General features: G+C 58.8%; 15 protein-coding genes. 3 read left to right on the forward strand and 12 right to left on the reverse strand.

What is annotated here, in order from left to right; genetic code table 11:
* Window positions 1-4 precede the first annotated feature (4 nt).
* The 8 genes from ACJJIK_RS09580 to ACJJIK_RS09615 all read right to left on the reverse strand — a co-directional run bounded on the left by ACJJIK_RS09580 (window position 5) and on the right by ACJJIK_RS09615 (window position 9,221).
* The gene (locus ACJJIK_RS09580) at window positions 5-2,437 is read right to left on the reverse strand and encodes a heavy metal translocating P-type ATPase (protein ID WP_444944894.1); all 2,433 of its coding nucleotides are present in this window, start codon (window positions 2,435-2,437) and stop codon (window positions 5-7) included.
* Entirely contained in the window at window positions 2,434-2,958 is a 525-nt protein-coding gene (locus ACJJIK_RS09585) for a FixH family protein (protein ID WP_444931994.1), read from the reverse strand. The genes ACJJIK_RS09580 and ACJJIK_RS09585 overlap by 4 nt, the downstream gene beginning before the upstream one ends.
* 85 nt (window positions 2,959-3,043) lie before the next feature.
* A complete protein-coding gene (gene ccoG, locus ACJJIK_RS09590; protein WP_444944895.1) occupies window positions 3,044-4,462 on the reverse strand; it encodes a cytochrome c oxidase accessory protein CcoG in 1,419 nt (472 codons plus the stop codon).
* Between the two features lie 139 nt (window positions 4,463-4,601).
* Complete coding sequence (gene ccoP / locus ACJJIK_RS09595; protein ID WP_444931996.1) at window positions 4,602-5,510, reverse strand: cytochrome-c oxidase, cbb3-type subunit III; 909 nt, start codon at window positions 5,508-5,510, stop codon at window positions 4,602-4,604.
* On the reverse strand, window positions 5,510-5,743 hold the full coding sequence (locus ACJJIK_RS09600; RefSeq protein WP_444931997.1) for a cbb3-type cytochrome oxidase subunit 3: 234 nt from the start codon (window positions 5,741-5,743) through the stop codon (window positions 5,510-5,512). Before ACJJIK_RS09600 ends, ccoP begins: the two co-directional genes overlap by 1 nt.
* An 18-nt stretch (window positions 5,744-5,761) precedes the next feature.
* Window positions 5,762-6,379 carry a cytochrome-c oxidase, cbb3-type subunit II gene (gene ccoO, locus ACJJIK_RS09605; protein WP_444931998.1) on the reverse strand — a complete coding sequence of 206 codons (618 nt, stop codon included), beginning with the start codon at window positions 6,377-6,379 and terminating at the stop codon, window positions 5,762-5,764.
* Between the two features lie 11 nt (window positions 6,380-6,390).
* Window positions 6,391-7,845, reverse strand: a complete 1,455-nt coding sequence (gene ccoN, locus ACJJIK_RS09610; RefSeq protein ID WP_444931999.1) for a cytochrome-c oxidase, cbb3-type subunit I — start codon at window positions 7,843-7,845, stop codon at window positions 6,391-6,393.
* 155 nt (window positions 7,846-8,000) lie between these two features.
* On the reverse strand, window positions 8,001-9,221 hold the full coding sequence (locus ACJJIK_RS09615) for an argininosuccinate synthase (RefSeq protein WP_444932000.1): 1,221 nt from the start codon (window positions 9,219-9,221) through the stop codon (window positions 8,001-8,003).
* A 318-nt stretch (window positions 9,222-9,539) separates the two neighbouring features.
* On the opposite strand from ACJJIK_RS09615, the gene pyrC reads away from it, so the two are divergent.
* The 3 genes from pyrC (at window position 9,540) to ACJJIK_RS09630 (ending at window position 11,732) form a co-directional block, all read left to right on the forward strand.
* Window positions 9,540-10,571, forward strand: a complete 1,032-nt coding sequence (gene pyrC, locus ACJJIK_RS09620) for a dihydroorotase (protein ID WP_444932001.1) — start codon at window positions 9,540-9,542, stop codon at window positions 10,569-10,571.
* 127 nt (window positions 10,572-10,698) lie between these two features.
* Window positions 10,699-11,370 carry a ribonuclease T gene (rnt, locus tag ACJJIK_RS09625; protein WP_444932002.1) on the forward strand — a complete coding sequence of 224 codons (672 nt, stop codon included), beginning with the start codon at window positions 10,699-10,701 and terminating at the stop codon, window positions 11,368-11,370.
* A 170-nt stretch (window positions 11,371-11,540) separates the two neighbouring features.
* Window positions 11,541-11,732: a hypothetical protein gene (locus ACJJIK_RS09630; protein WP_444944896.1), complete on the forward strand. Its 192-nt coding sequence runs from the start codon at window positions 11,541-11,543 to the stop codon at window positions 11,730-11,732.
* 119 nt (window positions 11,733-11,851) lie between these two features.
* Here the strand turns inward: ACJJIK_RS09630 and secF are convergent, their stop codons facing one another.
* The 4 genes from secF to queA form a co-directional block, all read right to left on the reverse strand.
* Window positions 11,852-12,853, reverse strand: coding sequence for a protein translocase subunit SecF (secF, locus tag ACJJIK_RS09635; RefSeq protein WP_444944897.1), 1,002 nt, complete (start codon window positions 12,851-12,853; stop codon window positions 11,852-11,854).
* Window positions 12,854-12,864: 11 nt separating this feature from the next.
* Window positions 12,865-14,733 (reverse strand): protein translocase subunit SecD, encoded by a 1,869-nt coding sequence (gene secD, locus ACJJIK_RS09640; RefSeq protein WP_444932005.1) that lies wholly within the window; start codon window positions 14,731-14,733, stop codon window positions 12,865-12,867.
* 217 nt (window positions 14,734-14,950) lie between these two features.
* Complete coding sequence (gene tgt, locus ACJJIK_RS09645; protein WP_444932336.1) at window positions 14,951-16,069, reverse strand: tRNA guanosine(34) transglycosylase Tgt; 1,119 nt, start codon at window positions 16,067-16,069, stop codon at window positions 14,951-14,953.
* A gap of 14 nt (window positions 16,070-16,083) precedes the next feature.
* On the reverse strand, window positions 16,084-17,157 hold the full coding sequence (gene queA, locus ACJJIK_RS09650) for a tRNA preQ1(34) S-adenosylmethionine ribosyltransferase-isomerase QueA (protein WP_444944898.1): 1,074 nt from the start codon (window positions 17,155-17,157) through the stop codon (window positions 16,084-16,086).
* Window positions 17,158-17,595: the final 438 nt, after the last annotated feature.

Genomic DNA, 17,595 nt, shown 5'->3' on the forward strand with positions numbered 1-17,595 from the left:
GGCCCTAGGCCTCGGCGGTCACAGGGGTTTCGTCCTGCGCCTGCCCACGGGACAGGCGCAGAGCGTTGAGTACTACGATCAGCGAGCTGAGGGACATACCGATCGCCGCAGCCCAGGGCGGCACCAAGCCGCAAAAGGCCAGCGGCAAGGCAATCACGTTGTAACCCAGCGCCCAGGCCAGGTTCTGCCGCACGATGCTGCGGCATTTGTGCGCCAGCCCTATCGCTTTAGGCAGCACTTCGAGATCTCCGTTCAGCAAAATGGCATCGGCGCGGGACTGGGCCAAATCCGCCGCAGACATCATCGCCACGGAGGCATCGGCACCGGAGAGCACCGGTACATCGTTGATACCGTCCCCGACCATCAGCACCTTGTCGCCGCCCCTTTGCAGCTGCTTCATATGTTCGAGCTTGTCCTCCGGCGAGGCGCCAGCGCGGTAGTTATCGATGCCGGCGCGCCCGGCCAATCGCTCGACTTCCGCGGACTGATCGCCGCTGAGCAGCTCGACGGAGAGCCCCTGCTCTCTCAGCCCCGCAACCGCCGCCGCTGCCGAAGCGCGCAATTTATCCCCCAGGGCAATCCAGGCAATGGGCCCCCGAGCGTCGCCGAGCAACAGCCACTGCCCCTCCCCTTCAGGCGTAGGAATGGCCTCACTGGAGACAAAGCTCGCCTTGCCCAGCCGGTAACACTCCCCTTCGATCTGCCCCTCCAGGCCGGCACCGGTGTGCACTTGCAGATCGCTGGCGCTGAGATTGCCGCGCCAGGCGCGGAAGGCCCTGGCCAGGGGGTGATTGGTCTGGGATTCCAGGGCTGCGGCAACGTCCTTAACCCGCTGCTCGCTCCAGTTGGCCCGCAGCAAATCAATATGCAGGATTCTCGGCTCGCCGCGCGTCAGGGTGCCGGTCTTGTCGAACAGCACCCGGCCAATACGCGGCAGTGTTTCCAGCAGATTGCCGCCGGCGACAAGAAGTCCCAGCTGCTGCAAGCGCAGCGTGGCGGAAGCCAGAGCGGCCGGCGTTGCCAGCGACAGCGCACAGGGGCAGGTCACCACCAAAACCGATAGGGATACCCAGAAAGCGCGGCTGGGATCGATTTGCCACCAGACGGCAAATGCCGCCAGCGCGGCAAACAGCACAACGCCGACAAAAATACCCGCCACCCGGTCGGCCAGGGCCACCTGGTTGGGTTTGTCCAATTGTGCCCGCTCCACCAGGCGCTCGATAGCGGACAGGCGCGTGGCCTGCCCTGCGGCGGTGATCTTGATGGTCAAGCTGGAGTCGCCGTTGACGCTGCCCGCGTAAACCGGACTGCCCGCAGCTTTCTGTTGCAGCGCGGATTCGCCGCTGAGCAGGGACTCGTCCACACCGCTCACGCCCTCCAGCACCTCCCCGTCGGCGGGGACTGTATCTCCCGGGCGCAACAGCACTTTATCGCCAGGAGCCAAGGCCGCCACTGGCACATGGACAAGATCGTCCCCTTGATATTTGGCCGCCGTCATCGGCAGCAACTGAGCCAGACCACCGCTGGCTAAGCCCGCCCGATGGCGGGCGCGCATCTCCACCGTCCGTCCCAACAACAGGAAGAAGGTGAACATGGAAATAGATTCGAAGTACACCTCGCCGGTGCCGAATACGGTGGCGTAAAAGCTGGCGACATAGGCCATACCAATCGCCAGGGATACCGGTACATCCATACTCAGGTGACGGGCGCGCAGACTGCGCAGCGCCGCGCTGAAAAATGGGCGCGCGGCGTAGAACACCACCGGTGTCGCCACCAGCAGGGAAACCCAGCGGAAATAGCGCTCGAACTCGCCGACACCCTCTTCGGCGGCTGCGCCAAAGTACAGGGCGATGGCAAACATCATCACCTGCATGGTGCCGAGCCCGGCGACCCCCAGGCGGCGCAGGGCGGCGCGGTGCTCGCTCTGGATTACACTTTCCTGATTGGCCGCCGTGGCCGGGGCGGGTCTGTAGCCGATCCGCTCCAGGGCGCCAAACAGCTCGCTGGGTTTAATCTCGTCGGGATTAAAGGCGATCTGCGCGCGCTGGGTGCTGGCGTTGACCGAGACTTTCACAACCCCGCCCATTTGGCCCAGGTGTTTTTCTATCAGCCACACACAGGCCGCACAGGTAATACCGCTAATCAACAGCGAGGCAATCTTGTTGCCATTATCCCAGTCGTGGACAAACTGCTGCTGTACTTCCGGCAGATCGTATGCCGCCCAGCGATCCCGGGGCTGGGCCTCCTCCGGCCTGTCACTCTCTTTCTCGCGAAAGCGATAGAAACCGTCCAGGCCACCGGAAACGATAGCGCTGGCTACCGCTTCACAGCCGGGACAACACATTTCCCGGGCCACCCCTTCGATCACCACCGAGTGATTGCTGCCGGTGGGGACGGGGAGCCCGCAGTGATAACAGGGGGAGGAAGGCGAAGTCATTGAGTTACAGCATTCAGTGGCACGGCATCGCCGAGATCAAAGTTAATTTCACCCTTCAGGCGCCAGTCGGCGTCCTGGTGCGCATCTGGATCGAGCTCCGGCATCAGGCGCAGATACCAGCGGTCGGCCAGGCCCTCCGGCAATGTGCCCTGATAGCGACCCACAGAGATCTGGGACAGCTCGATATGCTTGTCCAGATCGGACTCTACCGGGTGGCTCAATGTGAGCAGCAGAGCTTTGGGGTAGTCGAGATTGCCGTTCAATTCCACGGTCACCCGATTCTCAGAGCGCTGGAACTGAACCAGTGCCGCCAAGCCCAGCGCTTGCGCGCGCTGATCCTGCTCGGCGCTGAAGTGATACATGCGGCTGTCTTTGTAGTAGGTATCGCTGACCTTGTCGTCAGCAAAACGCACCGCTATTGAGACTGTGATTGTCGACACCACCACCACTGTAATCAGTGGCGCCAGTACCATCCACGCCCAGGGTTCCCGATACCAGGGTTTGGGGGTTGGTTCATTCATCGCGTTACCAAAAAGTTACCGTTTTTACACAAAAGTCGAGCCCGCCTGGGCGGGCCCGTACTTTGCAACGGGATTGGCGCCCCGTCTACTGCTTTGGACCAATAAACACCGCTCGGCGCCTATCTGTCAGCTCAGGATTGTCGACTGCCTGGACAACAATCTCGATATCGTGCTTGGTGTCCTTCAGCTGATCTCTGGGCACGCCGACCCGGATAGGAACGGAGAACATCTCCCCCGGCACCAGGTAGATCGTCTTTGGTTTGCGAACGGAATAGTCGTAACCGGGCTTGCCCTCCACCTTGATGGTGAATTCGTGGGGCGCCTGATCCATATTGTTGATCTTCACCGTGTAGACGTTCTGCACCTGCCCCTGGGACTCGCGGAACATACGGCTGCCGCGATCGCGGGAGACTTCAGCCTCGATGGGGCTGCGGGTCATCACCTGCTGCGCGAACAGACCGGTCATGGCAAGCAGAATCAGGGCATAACCAAACAGGCGCGGGCGCAGGAAGCGGGTCTTACCGTCCTGCAACTCGTCCTCAGAGGTGAAGCGAATCAAGCCCTGCTCATAGCCCATCTTGTCCATCACGCTGTTACAGGCGTCGACACAGAGACCGCAGTTGATGCACTCGTACTGCATGCCGTCGCGGATATCGATATCCACCGGGCACACCTGCACGCACCAGTAGCAGTCGATACAGTCGCCCATACCTTCCGCTTTGTAATCCACGTTCTTTTTACGCGGACCCCGGGTCTCACCCCGCTTGGCATCGTAGTAGACCGCCAGCGTATCCTCGTCGTACATCACCGACTGGAAACGGGCATAGGGGCACATGTACTTACACACCTGCTCGCGCAGGAAGCCCGCGTTCATATAGGTGGCAAAAGTAAAGAAAGCAACCCAGAAAACGCCCTGCGGGTGGGCGTTAAACGTGGCCAGATCCACTACCAGATCGCGCACCCCGTAGAAATACCCCACAAAGGCCAGCGCGGTTGCCAGCGAGATCAGCAGCCAGATGGCGTGCGTACCCCCCTTGCGCAGCACCTTTTCCAGGTTCCAGGGCGCCTTGTCGAGCTTCATGCGCTTGTTGCGATCGCCTTCACAGACCCTTTCCGCCCAGATAAACATCATGGTCCAGACGGTCTGCGGACAGGTGAAGCCACACCACACCCGGCCCAGCAAGGTGGTGACCGCAAACAGCGCGAAGGCGGCAATGATCAGCAGCCAAGCTAAAAGGAAGCCATCCTGGGGCCCGAACGTGGTCCAGAAAATATGGAATTGGCGGGTGGGAAGATCAAAGAAGACCGACTGGCGCCCGTCGATATTGATCCAGGGGAGAAAGAAAAAAGCCAGCAGCAGCGGCAGGCCGGTATATTTGCGAACGCGGGTGAAAACACCCTTGATATGTCGGATGTAGACTTTGTCTTCCGACTCATACAACATGCGATAGCGAACTTCGCCATCACCTTCCTGTTCCTCACGGGTTGGAATTAAATCACTCACACAAACCTCACTCTCGCACGGGCACATCTTGTACGCGGGCCAGGTAGCCACTTATGTTGAGGCTTTTTTCTCCGTCCCTGTAGCGCCCGGAGTCCCTTGATAAAACAAGGCCCAGCAAATGCCGGGCCTCAATAGTAAATTACTGCTTTTCTTCTTCCTGCTGGGACAGGCTGTAGACATAGGCCGCTACCAAGCGGATTTTGTCTTCGCGCAGCTTGTCTTTTTGCGCGGGCATCATATTGGTACGACCGCCGCGAATAGTGTGCTGGATCTGGTCGCGGCTGCTGCCGTAGAGCCAGATGTTGTCAGTCAGGTTGGGCGCACCCAGCATTTGGTTGCCCTTGGCATCCAGACCGTGACAGGCCATACACACAGTGTTGAACACCTTCTGACCCTCAGCGGCCATAGTGGTGTCGTGCTCCAGGCCATTCAGGGAGAGAACATACTCGGCAGTGTTCTTCACGCCTTCCTCACCGATCACCGGACCTTGAGCGGGCATCATGCCCTGACGACCGTTGTGCAGGGTCTCCAGGATTTTCTCCGGAGTGCCGCCGTACAGCCAGTCTTTGTCAGTCAGGTCCGGGAAGCCGAAGTTACCACCGGCATCGGCACCGTGACACACAGAACAGTTGTTGGCGAAAATGCGCGAACCCATTTTCAACGCTTCCGGGCTCTGTGCCATTTCATCGATCGGCATATCGACGTACTTGCCGAAAGTCTCCTTGAACTTCTCCTGGGCCTCAGCTTGGGAAGCTTCCAGAGCACCGACAGATGACCAACCGCCAACACCTTTGAAGTTACCCAGACCCGGGTAGATCACCAGGTATGCCGCAGAGAACACCAAGGTGGCGATAAACAGCATGAACCACCACTTGGGTAGCGGGTTATCGTACTCCTCGATGCCGTCGTATACGTGGCCCGTTGTTTTGTTTTCCGGTTCTGCCTGGTCGTCCACCGCCACTTTTCGGTTGGCGAACAGCACCCAGGTAATCAACGCCAGATTGGCGAGGGTGAGCACAATTACCCACACACTCCAGAATGTACTCATTACTTATCCTGCCCCTGTTTTCGATTGGCTCCGGGCTTATCCCCGGAATTGGATTCGTCCCGCTGAGCGGCCGACTTGTCCCTGTCGGCTTGTCGCTCTTCATCGGCAAACGGCAAATTGGCATCTTCCTCGAAGCGCTTCTTGCGCTTCGGAGAGAAGGCCCACCAGCAAATCGCCAGAAATGCTATAGAGCCCAGAACCAGACCGATTTCCCGCAAAGTTTCAATAGTCACGAGTTTCCTTCCTCGCTATTAGCGTTTTTGGGTAACCAGGGTACCCAGCTGCTGCAAGTAAGCCACCAGCGCATCGATCTCCATCACCTTGCCACCTTTGAAAGGCTCAGCAGCGTTGGCGATGTCCTCATCGGTGTAGGGCACACCGACAAAGCGCAGCGCTTCCATCTTACGCGCGGTGTATTCACCGGTTACCACATTGTCGAACAACCAGGGGTAAGCGGGCATGATCGACTCGGGCACAACGCTGCGCGGGTTGTACAAGTGCGCGCGCTGCCATTCGTCAGAGTAGCGTCCACCTACGCGCGCCAGGTCGGGACCGGTGCGCTTGGAGCCCCACAGGAAGGGGTGCTCGTAGATGGATTCCTGTGCCATGGAGTAGTGGCCGTAACGCTCAACTTCCGCACGCAGAGGACGAATCATCTGGGTGTGGCAAACGTGGCAGCCCTCGCGAATATAGATATCGCGGCCTTCCAGCTCCAATGCTGTCAGCGGCTTCTGCCCCGGCAGCGGCGTGTAGTTATCTTTGGTAAAGAACTGCGGAACGATCTCAACCAGGGCGCCGAAACTGATGGCGATCACGGTGAAAAAGATCATCCAGCCGATGTTTTTTTCTACGAGGTCATGATTCTTCACGATCTAAACTCCTATGCCGCAGGCACTGCACGAACGGTGTTATCGGCTTCGGCATCGTTTACCTTCTCGGTAATCGTGCGGTAGACGTTGTAAGCCATCAGCAGCATACCGACCAGGAACATGGCACCGCCCAACCAGCGGACAACGTAGCCCGGGTGGCTCGCCACAACACTCTCTACGAAGCTGTAAGTCAGGGTGCCGTCGGCGTTAAATGCACGCCACATCAGACCCTGGGTAATACCGTTGACCCACATCGCGGCGATGTACAGAACGGTACCTACAGTAGCCAGCCAGAAGTGCGCGTTGATCAGCTTGGAGCTGTACATTTCGCGGCGTTTCCACAGAACCGGAACCAGGTGATACAGGGCGCCGATAGAGATCATCGCAACCCAGCCCAGAGCGCCGGAGTGTACGTGGCCAACGGTCCAGTCGGTGTTGTGAGACAGGGCGTTTACGGTCTTGATGGACATCATCGGGCCTTCGAAGGTAGACATACCGTAGAAGGACAGGGATACCACCAGGAAGCGCAGGGTCGGGTCGGTGCGCAGCTTATGCCATGCGCCGGACAGGGTCATGATGCCGTTGATCATACCGCCCCAGGAAGGTGCCAGCAGGATCAGGGACATTACCATCGCCAGGCTCTGCGCCCAGTCGGGCAGCGCTGAGTAGTGCAGGTGGTGACCACCGGCCCATACGTACAGGGAGATCAGGGCCCAGAAGTGAACGATAGACAGCTGGTAGGAGTAGACCGGACGGCCAGCTTGCTTGGGTACGAAGTAGTACATGATGCCGAGGAAGGCGGCGGTCAGGAAGAAGCCTACCGCGTTGTGGCCGTACCACCACTGGATCATTGCGTCCTTGGTGCCCGAGTAGATGGAGTAGGACTTGAACGGGCCAACCGGGATTTCCAGGTTGTTTACAACGTGGAGAATGGCAATAGTGACGATGTAAGCACCGAAGAACCAGTTCGCCACGTAGATGTGGGAAGTCTTACGCTTCATGATGGTGCCGAAGAACACCAGCGCGTAGGCAACCCAAACCAGGGTGATCAGAATATCGATGGGCCACTCTAGCTCAGCGTATTCCTTGGTGGAGGTGAAGCCCATCGGCAGGGTAATTGCGGCAGCGACGATAACAGCCTGCCAGCCCCAGAAGGTGAAGGGGATCAGCCAGCCACCCCAGAGGCGGACCTGACAGGTGCGCTGTACCACATAGAAAGAAGTGGCAAAGAGAACACTACCACCAAAGGCGAAAATTACCGCGTTGGTGTGCAGGGGACGCAAGCGCCCGAAGTGCGAGAAGGGCTGCCAAAAGTCGTTGAGTTCAGGCCAGGCTAGCTGGGCTGCAATCAATACGCCCATGCCCATACCAAAAATGCCCCAGACCACGGACATGATGGTGAACTGGCGCACGATATTGTAGTCATAGTCCGGCACAGGGCCGGTCTTTGCCACCGTTGTCGTCATGTTTTTACTTCCGTTGCTTTTAAGATTCGGTTCCACTGTGCGGGACTGGCCCACCACAGAAGGTGTGTAACCACAACCTGTGAGACGCTGTGGTTACTATTGGCCGGATAAGGATTTAAGCGTATCCCTGTCCGCTGATTGCTGATCTAAATCAACTAAATCAATTTTCTTCCTTTACCGGCGGCAATGCGCAGACGCAGGGCGTTAAGCTTGATAAAGCCCTCCGCATCCTTCTGGTCGTAGGCGCCCGCATCGTCTTCGAAGGTCGCAATGCGCTCGTCGAAGAGGCTGTCCGCAGAGCGGCGACCCACAGCGCTGACGCTGCCCTTGTACAGTTTCAGGCGAACTTCACCGTTCACCACATCCTGGGATTCATCGATCGCTGCCTGGAGCATGCGGCGCTCCGGAGACCACCAGTAGCCGTTGTAAATCAGCTCGGCGTAGCGCGGCATCAGAGAGTCCTTCATATGCGCCACTTCGCGGTCCAGAGTGATGGACTCAATAGCGCGGTGCGCTTTCATCAAAATGGTACCGCCGGGGGTTTCGTAACAGCCGCGGGACTTCATTCCCACGTAGCGGTTCTCCACGATATCCAGACGACCGATGCCGTTGGCTCCGCCCAATTTGTTCAGCTTCTCAAGCAAAGTAGCAGGGCTCAGACGCTCGCCGTCGATAGAGACGGGATCGCCCTTCTCAAAGCCCAAAGTAATATAGGTGGGCTCTTCTGGAGCCGCCTCGGGGCTCACGCTCCAGCGCCACATATCCTCTTCGGCTTCCGCCCAGGGGTCTTCGAGGTTGCCGCCCTCGTAGGAGATATGCAGCAGGTTGGCGTCCATCGAGTAGGGGGACTTCTTCTTGCCGGAAGAGAAATCCACCGGAATATTGTGCTGCTCGCAGTACTGCATCAGCTTTTCGCGGGAGTTCAGGTCCCACTCGCGCCAGGGGGCGATCACCTGGATGCCCGGCTTCAGCGCGTAGGCGCCCAGCTCGAAGCGCACCTGGTCGTTGCCTTTGCCGGTCGCGCCGTGGGAAATGGCATCGGCACCGGTCTCGTTGGCAATCTCAATCAGGCGCTTGGCGATCAGCGGGCGCGCAATAGAGGTACCCAGCAGGTACTCGCCTTCATAAATGGCATTGGCGCGGAACATCGGGAAGACGAAATCGCGCACGTACTCTTCGCGCAGGTCGTCGATATAAATCTCTTTAACCCCGAGGGCTTCGGCCTTGGCGCGGGCCGGTTCCACCTCTTCACCCTGGCCGATATCTGCGGTGAAGGTCACTACTTCACAGCCATAGGTCTCTTGCAACCATCGCACGATTACCGACGTATCCAAGCCACCGGAGTATGCCAGTACCACCTTTTCGATTTTGCTCATTGCTGTCCTCTGCTGCCGGAAAAACGTCGCCACGACAAAAGCGCGGAGACGTGGAATGTCACTACGCGAAACAAGTGTCAGTCTGGGGGAGTTATTCTTGGAGATATGCCCAGGATCGGTAAATGGCGGGCACAATAATACCCACACTCTTTGTCGGGGCGCGATTGTAGCGCCTAAGCTCGCGATCGACTAGCGCCAAGGCGCGAGTAAGCACAATTGATTACTTTTTAACCCTTGCCGCATCGCAATTTTGCACAGCTTCGGGTAGCATTCGCGCCGCACAATGAGTCACCACGCTAAGAAGCTTTACGGAGTACCATGACGGAGCAAATTACCCTTCGCGCCCCCGACGACTGGCACATTCACCTGCGCGACGGCGCCGCTCTCGGGCGCACTGTGCCCGATGCCGCAAAACAATTCCGCCGCGTCATTGTCATGCCCAACCTGGTGCCCCCCGTAACTGACGCCGCCAGCGCAGTGGCTTATAAGGAGCGCATCAGCGCCCAGATTCCCGCCGGCAACGCCTTTGAACCCTTGATGGTGATCTACCTCACCGACAAGACCGATGCCGCCGTTATTCGCCAGGCCCACGAAGCCGGGGTTATCGCCGCCAAGCTGTACCCAGCGGGCGCGACCACCAACTCCGATTCCGGTGTGACCGATATCGCCAACATCTACCCAGCCCTGGAAGAAATGCAGGCCTGCGGTATGAAGCTACTGGTACACGGTGAAGTCACCACCAGCGATATCGATATTTTCGATCGCGAGCAGGCCTTTATCGAAAAGACCCTGTCCCACCTGGTCGACGACTTCCCCACCCTGAAAGTGGTGTTTGAACATATCACCACCGCCCAGGCGGTAGAGTTTGTGCAGGGCGCCCGCGAAGGCGTTGCCGCTACCATCACCGCGCACCACCTGCTGTACAACCGCAACCATATGCTGGTGGGCGGCATTCAACCGCACTACTACTGCCTGCCGATCCTAAAGCGCGGCTACCATCAAAACGCGCTGATCGAAGCGGCCACCAGCGGCAGCCCGAAATTTTTCCTCGGCACCGACTCGGCCCCCCACGCTGACCACAAGAAAGAACACTCCTGTGGCTGTGCCGGCTGCTACACCGCCTACTCCGCCATCGAGCTCTACGCCGAGGTATTCGAGCGCGCGGGCAAACTGGATAAACTGGAAGGCTTCGCTAGCGAGTTCGGCCCCGACTTCTACGAGCTGCCGCGCAACGAAGACACCATCACCCTGGTTAAGAGCCCCTGGACCCTGCCGGAAAAACTGGAGATGGGCGGTGAAAATCTGATTCCCCTGGCCGCCGGTGAAACCCTAAACTGGCAGCTGGCGTAATCGGCCAACACCCAATAACAGCGCCTGCGCGGGGAGCATCCCCGGCGGGCGCGTGATTCGACAATAACCCCTGCCCCCGCAGCGCCACACGCTGCTGGCTTGACGACAAGATTTACAAGGAACCACTGTGACACCCGCCGAAGAACCCACTGGACCAAAAAGCCCTCTCGCCCAGCGATTCCGAGGCTTTCTGCCTGTGGTTATCGACCTGGAAACCGGCGGCTTTAACGCCCGCACCGACGCACTGCTGGAGATTTCCGCAGTGATCCTGGATATGGATGACGACGGCAACCTCTTCCCCCTGGAGACCCACAGCTTCCACCTGGAGCCGTTCGAGGGTGCCAACGTCGAGCAATCCGCTCTCGACTTTATCGGCATCGATCTGGAGTCCCCGGAGCGCGACGCCTGGCCGGAAGAAATTGCCATTCCCGAACTGTTCCGCAAGATTCGCAGCGCCGTGAAGAAGCACAGCTGCACCCGCGCCATCGTGGTTGCCCACAACGCGCACTTCGACCTGGGCTTTGTCAATGCGGCGGTTGAGCGCACCGGTATCAAACGCAATCCCTTCCACCCGTTTTCCTGTTTCGATACCGCCAGCCTCGCCGGCCTCGCCTACGGCCAGACCGTATTGGCCAAAGCCTGCCAAGTGGCCGGCATTGAGTTCGATAACAACTGCGCCCACTCCGCCGAGTACGACGCAGAGAAAACCGCCACTCTGTTCTGCGGTATCGTCAACAAGTGGAAAGCCCTGGGCGGCTGGCCGCTGGCGACAGAAGAGCCCATCGAAGAGCTCGAGTAACCCCCTGCCGATCGGGCTGAGCCACGCAGCCCGATTTATCCGCAGGCGACACGGAGTGTCGAAACCTGCCGGCAAAGTATCCGCTATGCGCAGACTCTGGCCACTTGGGTGATTTTTTGTGCAGACAATGCTAAGATGCCCTGCCCACTAATAAGAAACGGATATTCATCGTGGCCAAAAAACCCTCCTCTTCCAACCGCAAACAGACTGCCCCCCTCGAAACCAGTGAAAGTATTGAAGAGCAGGTAAAGGCCTTCCTCGCCGGCGGCGGTGAGATCGAGCAGGTACCCAAAGGCGTCAGCGGCCAGACCCACAGCTCCGGCCCCAAGCACATTACCCTCGGCAAAAAACCCAGAGCCTAAGGCGCGGCAAAAATCTCGCAGCCATAAAAAAACCCCGACAGCGCCGCGCAACTTTACTGCGAGGCGCGGCCGGGGCCGCTTGAGCAGGGCTGCGCTAGCGCAGCCAGCTATCGCTCAGATCAGGGCATCTCTTCCAGTTCCGCACCCTCTTTCACCGGCGGCATCAGATCTTCTTTGTTGATCTTCAGCCCCATCAGCACGTTGGCAGCCACGTACACAGAGGAGTAGGTACCCACAACCACACCCACGATCAGGGCCAGGGAGAAGTTGTGGATCAGCTCACCACCGAAGAATTGCAGTGCCCACAGCACCAGCAAGGTAGTGAAAGAGGTCATAAAGGTACGGCCCAGGGTCTGGCTGATAGAGATATTGATAATCTCCTCCGCCTCAGCCTTGCGCACCTTGCGGAAGTTCTCGCGGATGCGGTCCGACACCACGATGGTATCGTTCAGGGAGTAACCGATTACCGCCAGCACCGCCGCCAGTACGGTCAGATCGAAGTCCAAACCCATCACCGCAAAGAAGCCCAGCACGATAATCACATCGTGGCCGAGGGCCGCTACCGCGCCGAAAGAGAACTTGTACTGGAAGCGCAGGGCGACGTAAATCATCACCATAAACAGGGCCAGCATCATACCCAGGCCGCCGTCGTCGCGCAGCTCCGCACCCACTTGGGGGCCCACCATCTCGGTCCGACGCAGTTCCACCTCACCGTCGCTGCCCGCACTCAACAGTGTCACCACCTTGTCGCCAATGGGGGTTACTGTCTCCTGGCTGGTAGCGCTGATCTTGGTTTCCTCTTCAGTCACTGAAGGGGGCAACTTGATCAGCAGGTCCTTCTCAGAACCAAAATTCACCACCGTAGCACCGTCGTAGCCCGCCGCTTCCAGCTGCTCGCGCACATCGCTGATAGCGGGTGTCACCTCGTAGCCCACTTCCACCTGGGTACCACCGGTAAAATCCAGGCCGAACTTGAGGCCATTCATGGCCAGCGCGGTGATGGAGGCCAGTACCAGCACCACCGAGACAACCCCGGCGATCTTGCGCCAGCGCATAAAGTCGTAGACGCGCTTGCCCATGTACTCGGTAATTTTGTCGTTATCCACTTTGGTCTCACTCATGACTGACCCCCTTAAATCCAGAGCTTCTGTACACGGCGACCGCCGTAGAACAAGTTAATAATCGCTCGCGTACCCATAATGGCGCTGAACATGGAGGTGAGAATACCGATCGACAGGGTTACCGCGAAGCCCTGTACCGGGCCGGAGCCGATGGCATACAGGATCACCGCCACAATTAAGGTGGTGATATTCGCATCCACAATGGTGCTGTAAGCGTTGTCAAAACCGGCGCTGATCGCGGTCTGGGGAGGCATCCCATTCCTGAGCTCCTCCCGTATTCGCGAGAAGATCAGCACATTGGCATCCACCGCCATACCCACAGTCAATACGATACCGGCAATACCGGGCAGCGTCAGGGTTGCGCCCAGCAGCGACATCACCGCCACCAGCAGAATCATATTCACCGCCAGCGCCAGGTTCGCGGCCAGGCCGAATACGCGGTAGGAAATCAGCATACAGATAATCACGGCCAGCAGACCGATCTGTACGGATTGCACACCCACTTTGATGTTATCCGCACCCAGAGATGGGCCGATCACGCGCTCTTCGACAAAGTACATGGGCGCGGCCAGGGCACCGGCGCGCAGCAACAGGGCCAGTTCCTGCGCCTCGGCCGGGCTGTCCAGACCGGTGGTGCGGAACTGCTTGCCCAGGGCACTCTGTACCGTGGCCAGGCTGATAATTTTCCGCTCTTCGGTGCGCTTCTGCACGATTACTTCGTTACCGTTTTCGTCGATCTCGGTTACCGGCTCAAAGCGAGTCTCGATAAACAGGGTGCCCATACGGCGACCGACATTTTTCCAGGTAGCGCGGTGCATCATCTCGCCGCCACGGGCGTCGAGAGTGATATTTACTTGAGGGAAGCCGCTCTCGTCGTAACCGACGCGGGCATTGGTAACGCTGTCGCCCTTGATAATGATCTGGCGCTCCAACCAGGCACCGCCGTACATCTGCGCCTGGCGCTCATCGCGGTACTCGAAGTACTCCTTGTTGGAGACCAGCTCATCAGAGCGGGCTTCCATTCGGTATTCCAGGTTGGCGGTCTTGCCGATAATACGCTTGGCCTCGGCGGTGTCCTGCACACCGGGCAGCTCCACTACGATGCGGTTGCGGCCCTGGCGCTGTACGATCGGCTCGGCAACGCCCAGCTCGTTCACCCGGTTGCGCAGGGTGGAAAGGTTCTGGGTGACGGCATCATCTTCCAGCTGCTTAGTTTCCTGCTCGGTCAGGGTTGCGCGGATCTCCAGGTTTTCACCGCTGCCGGACTCGCGCAGTTGAAGCTGCGGGAATTCCTTGCGCAGGGTGGACATCGCCAGGCTGCGCAATTCCTCGTTGCGGAAGCGGGCAATAATCTCCCGGTCCTCCACCAACTCCACATTGCGGTAACGGGCCTTGGCTGCGCGCAGCTTGGTCTTCACTTCCTGCTCATAGCTCTCCATGTTGTTCTTGACGATGGTGTTGGTATCGACTTCCATCAGAAAGTGCACACCACCGGCCAGGTCCAAACCGAGCTTCATCGGGCTAGCACCGATATCTTTCATCCACTGGGGCGTGGTGGAGGCCAGGTTCAGGGCGACAACATAGTCAGAGGTTCCAAGGGCTTTTTGAATCGCCTCCTTTGCCGGCAACTGCTCCTCCATGGAATTTAAACGAATCAGTACAGACTTATCCCCCACTTCGCCGCCGAAGTGCGCAATGCCGACTTCATCCAGGGCTTTTTGTGCATTCTCCAGGACCTCTGGGCCGATGGTGAGCGCACTGGACTGCCCGGAAATCTGCACGGCAGGGTCCGGCTTGTAGAGATTGGGCGCGGCATAGGTCAGGCCAAAGGCCACAACCGCGAGAATCAGAAAGTACTTCCAGATCGGGTAGCGATTCATGCTGTTCTCATTGTTCTAGTGTGACCCCGAGGGCCGGTAAATCTTGGCAATCTGCCGAGGCAATTGCCTGGATATGTGGGCGCAGTGAACGGATTGCAAGGTACACAGCCGCCGACAAAAGTGGGGCTGATTATACGGGGATCGGGAGAGCGGACAAATGACAGGGGCACAGTCGTGCGGTCGACTGCCCCCCAAATAGGATAAAAGTGCGCGGCGATCAGGCCTCCAGCGGCGGCACTTCGCGGCCCAGGCCCTGGTAGAACTCGGCGACATAAGCCTCCAGCTCATTGGCGGCAATAGCATCGCGCAGCTTTTGCATCAGGCGCTGGTAGTGGCGCAGATTGTGAATCGTATTCAGCTGCGCGCCGAGAATTTCACCGCAGCGATCCAGGTGGTGCAGGTAGGCGCGGGAGAAATTCTCACAGGTGTAGCAATCGCACTCTTCCTCCAGGGGACCCGTATCATGGCGGTGTCTGGCGTTGCGGATTTTTACCACCCCCTCGAAGGTAAACAGGTGGCCGTTGCGCGCATTGCGGGTGGGCATAACGCAGTCGAACATATCCACACCGCGACGCACCGCCTCAACAATATCCTCCGGCTTGCCCACGCCCATCAGGTAGCGCGGCTTGTCTTCCGGCATTTTATGAGCCAGGTGATCCAGGACCTTGATCATCTCCTCTTTCGGCTCGCCCACAGACAGGCCGCCAATGGCATAGCCATCGAAGCCAATCTCGGTGAGACCGCGCAGGGACACATCGCGCAATTCCGGGTACATACCGCCCTGCACAATGCCGAACAGCGCCGACGGGCTATCGCCGTGGGCCTTCTTGGAGCGCTCCGCCCAGCGCAGGGACAGCTCCATAGACTTGCGCGCCTCATCGGTGGTAGCCGGATAGGGGGTACACTCGTCGAAGATCATTACGATATCCGAGCCCAGGTCCCGCTGCACGCGCATGGATTCTTCCGGGTCCAAAAATACCGGACTGCCATCGATAGGCGAGCGGAAGGACACCCCCTCTTCGGTAATCTTGCGCAGCTCCCCCAGGCTAAATACCTGGAAACCGCCGGAGTCGGTAAGGATCGGGCCGGACCACTGGGTAAAATCGTGCAGATCGCCGTGGGCTTTCACCACCTCGGTGCCCGGGCGCAGCATCAGGTGGAAGGTATTACCCAGAATAATCTGCGCACCGATCCCCTCGATATCCCTCGGCAGCATGCCTTTTACGGTGCCGTAGGTGCCCACCGGCATAAACGCCGGGGTTTCCACCACGCCGCGCGGAAAGCGCAGGCGGCCGCGACGGGCCTTGCCATCGGTGGTGTCCACTTCAAACTGCATAAAACATTCGCGGCTCACGGGGTATCTCCTTTCGCTGGTGCGACTTCTTCTTTTACGGCATTGGGATCGCGGGTAATAAACATGGCATCGCCGTAACTAAAGAAGCGATAGCGCTCCTCCACAGCGGCCCGGTAGGCGGCCATCATGTGCTGGTATCCCGCGAAGGCACTCACCAGCATCAACAGGGTGGACTCCGGCAGGTGGAAGTTGGTGACCAACTTGTCCACCACCTGAAACTCATAGCCCGGGTAAATAAAGATATCGGTCTCCCCCACGGTGGCCTGCAACTGGCCACTGCGCGCCGCACTCTCCAGCGCGCGCACACTGGTGGTGCCCACCGCGATCACGCTGCCATTGCGGGCGCGGCAAGCGGCTACCGCATCCACCACATCCTGGGAGACATCCAGCACTTCGCTGTGCATCTGGTGTTCAAAGATATTGTCCACGCGCACCGGCTGGAAGGTGCCGGCGCCCACATGCAGGGTCACGAACACCACCTCGGCGCCTTTATCCCGCAATGCACCGATCATCTCATCATCAAAGTGCAGCCCCGCCGTCGGCGCCGCCACGGCACCGGCGTTGCGGCCGTAGACCGTCTGGTAGCGCTCGCGATCGCTGGCGTCGTCGTCCCGGTCGATATAAGGGGGCAGCGGCATATGGCCGAGGCGCTCCAGAATCGCCAGCACGCCCTCCTCTTTGGGGAAGGACAGCTCGAACAACGCGTCCTTTCTGCCGGTCACTTCAATGCGGGTACCGTCTTCGAGGACGATGCTGGAACCGGGCTTGGGCGACTTGCTGGAGCGCACATGGGCCCAGATATCGGTGTGGTTGAGCACCCGCTCCACCAGGATTTCCAGCTTACCGCCGGTCTCCTTCTGCGCGAACAGGCGCGCCGGGATCACCCGGGTATCGTTAAAGACGATCAGGTCACCGGCCTGTACCTGGTCGAGAATATCTGGGAACTGCCGATGTACGATGGCCCCACTGGGCCCATCCAGACACAAAAGGCGGCTGCCACGGCGCTCCTCGGTGGGCGCGCGGGCGATCAGCTCATCGGGCAGATGAAAGTCAAAGTCCTGACGCTGCATGGAATCCTGGAAATCTAGAAACTATGGAGAGGTCGCGAAGGTTATAGGAAATTTTAGGAGCTGTTAAGGAGCCTCTGAAAAACTCCGTGATACCTCTGGCATGCAGAGCAGTTCACAATCAAGGCGCGGCTTTGCAAGAATGTCTAGACCTTGCAAGAAGCCGCAACGCCGAGTGTGAATTGCTCTGCAAGCCCCAAAGGGTGGGCCTTGAGGGCTACAGCTGCCACGTTGCAGCTCTTGCAAAGGACTGTGCCATTCGCGGCGAGCTGCGCCTAACATCTGCAGCCCTCAAGACCCACAGAGGCATTACGGAGTTTCTCAGAGGCTCCTCAACTAGGACGACAGAAAATGCGCTAAGTTATTGAAATCACTAGTTGACCCTGGCCAAAGCATTGCTATAATCACGCCCTCTTCGCAGCGACCTTCAGGTCGAACAGC

The organism is Microbulbifer regidiadema (SeqCode) (assembly GCF_052466995.1).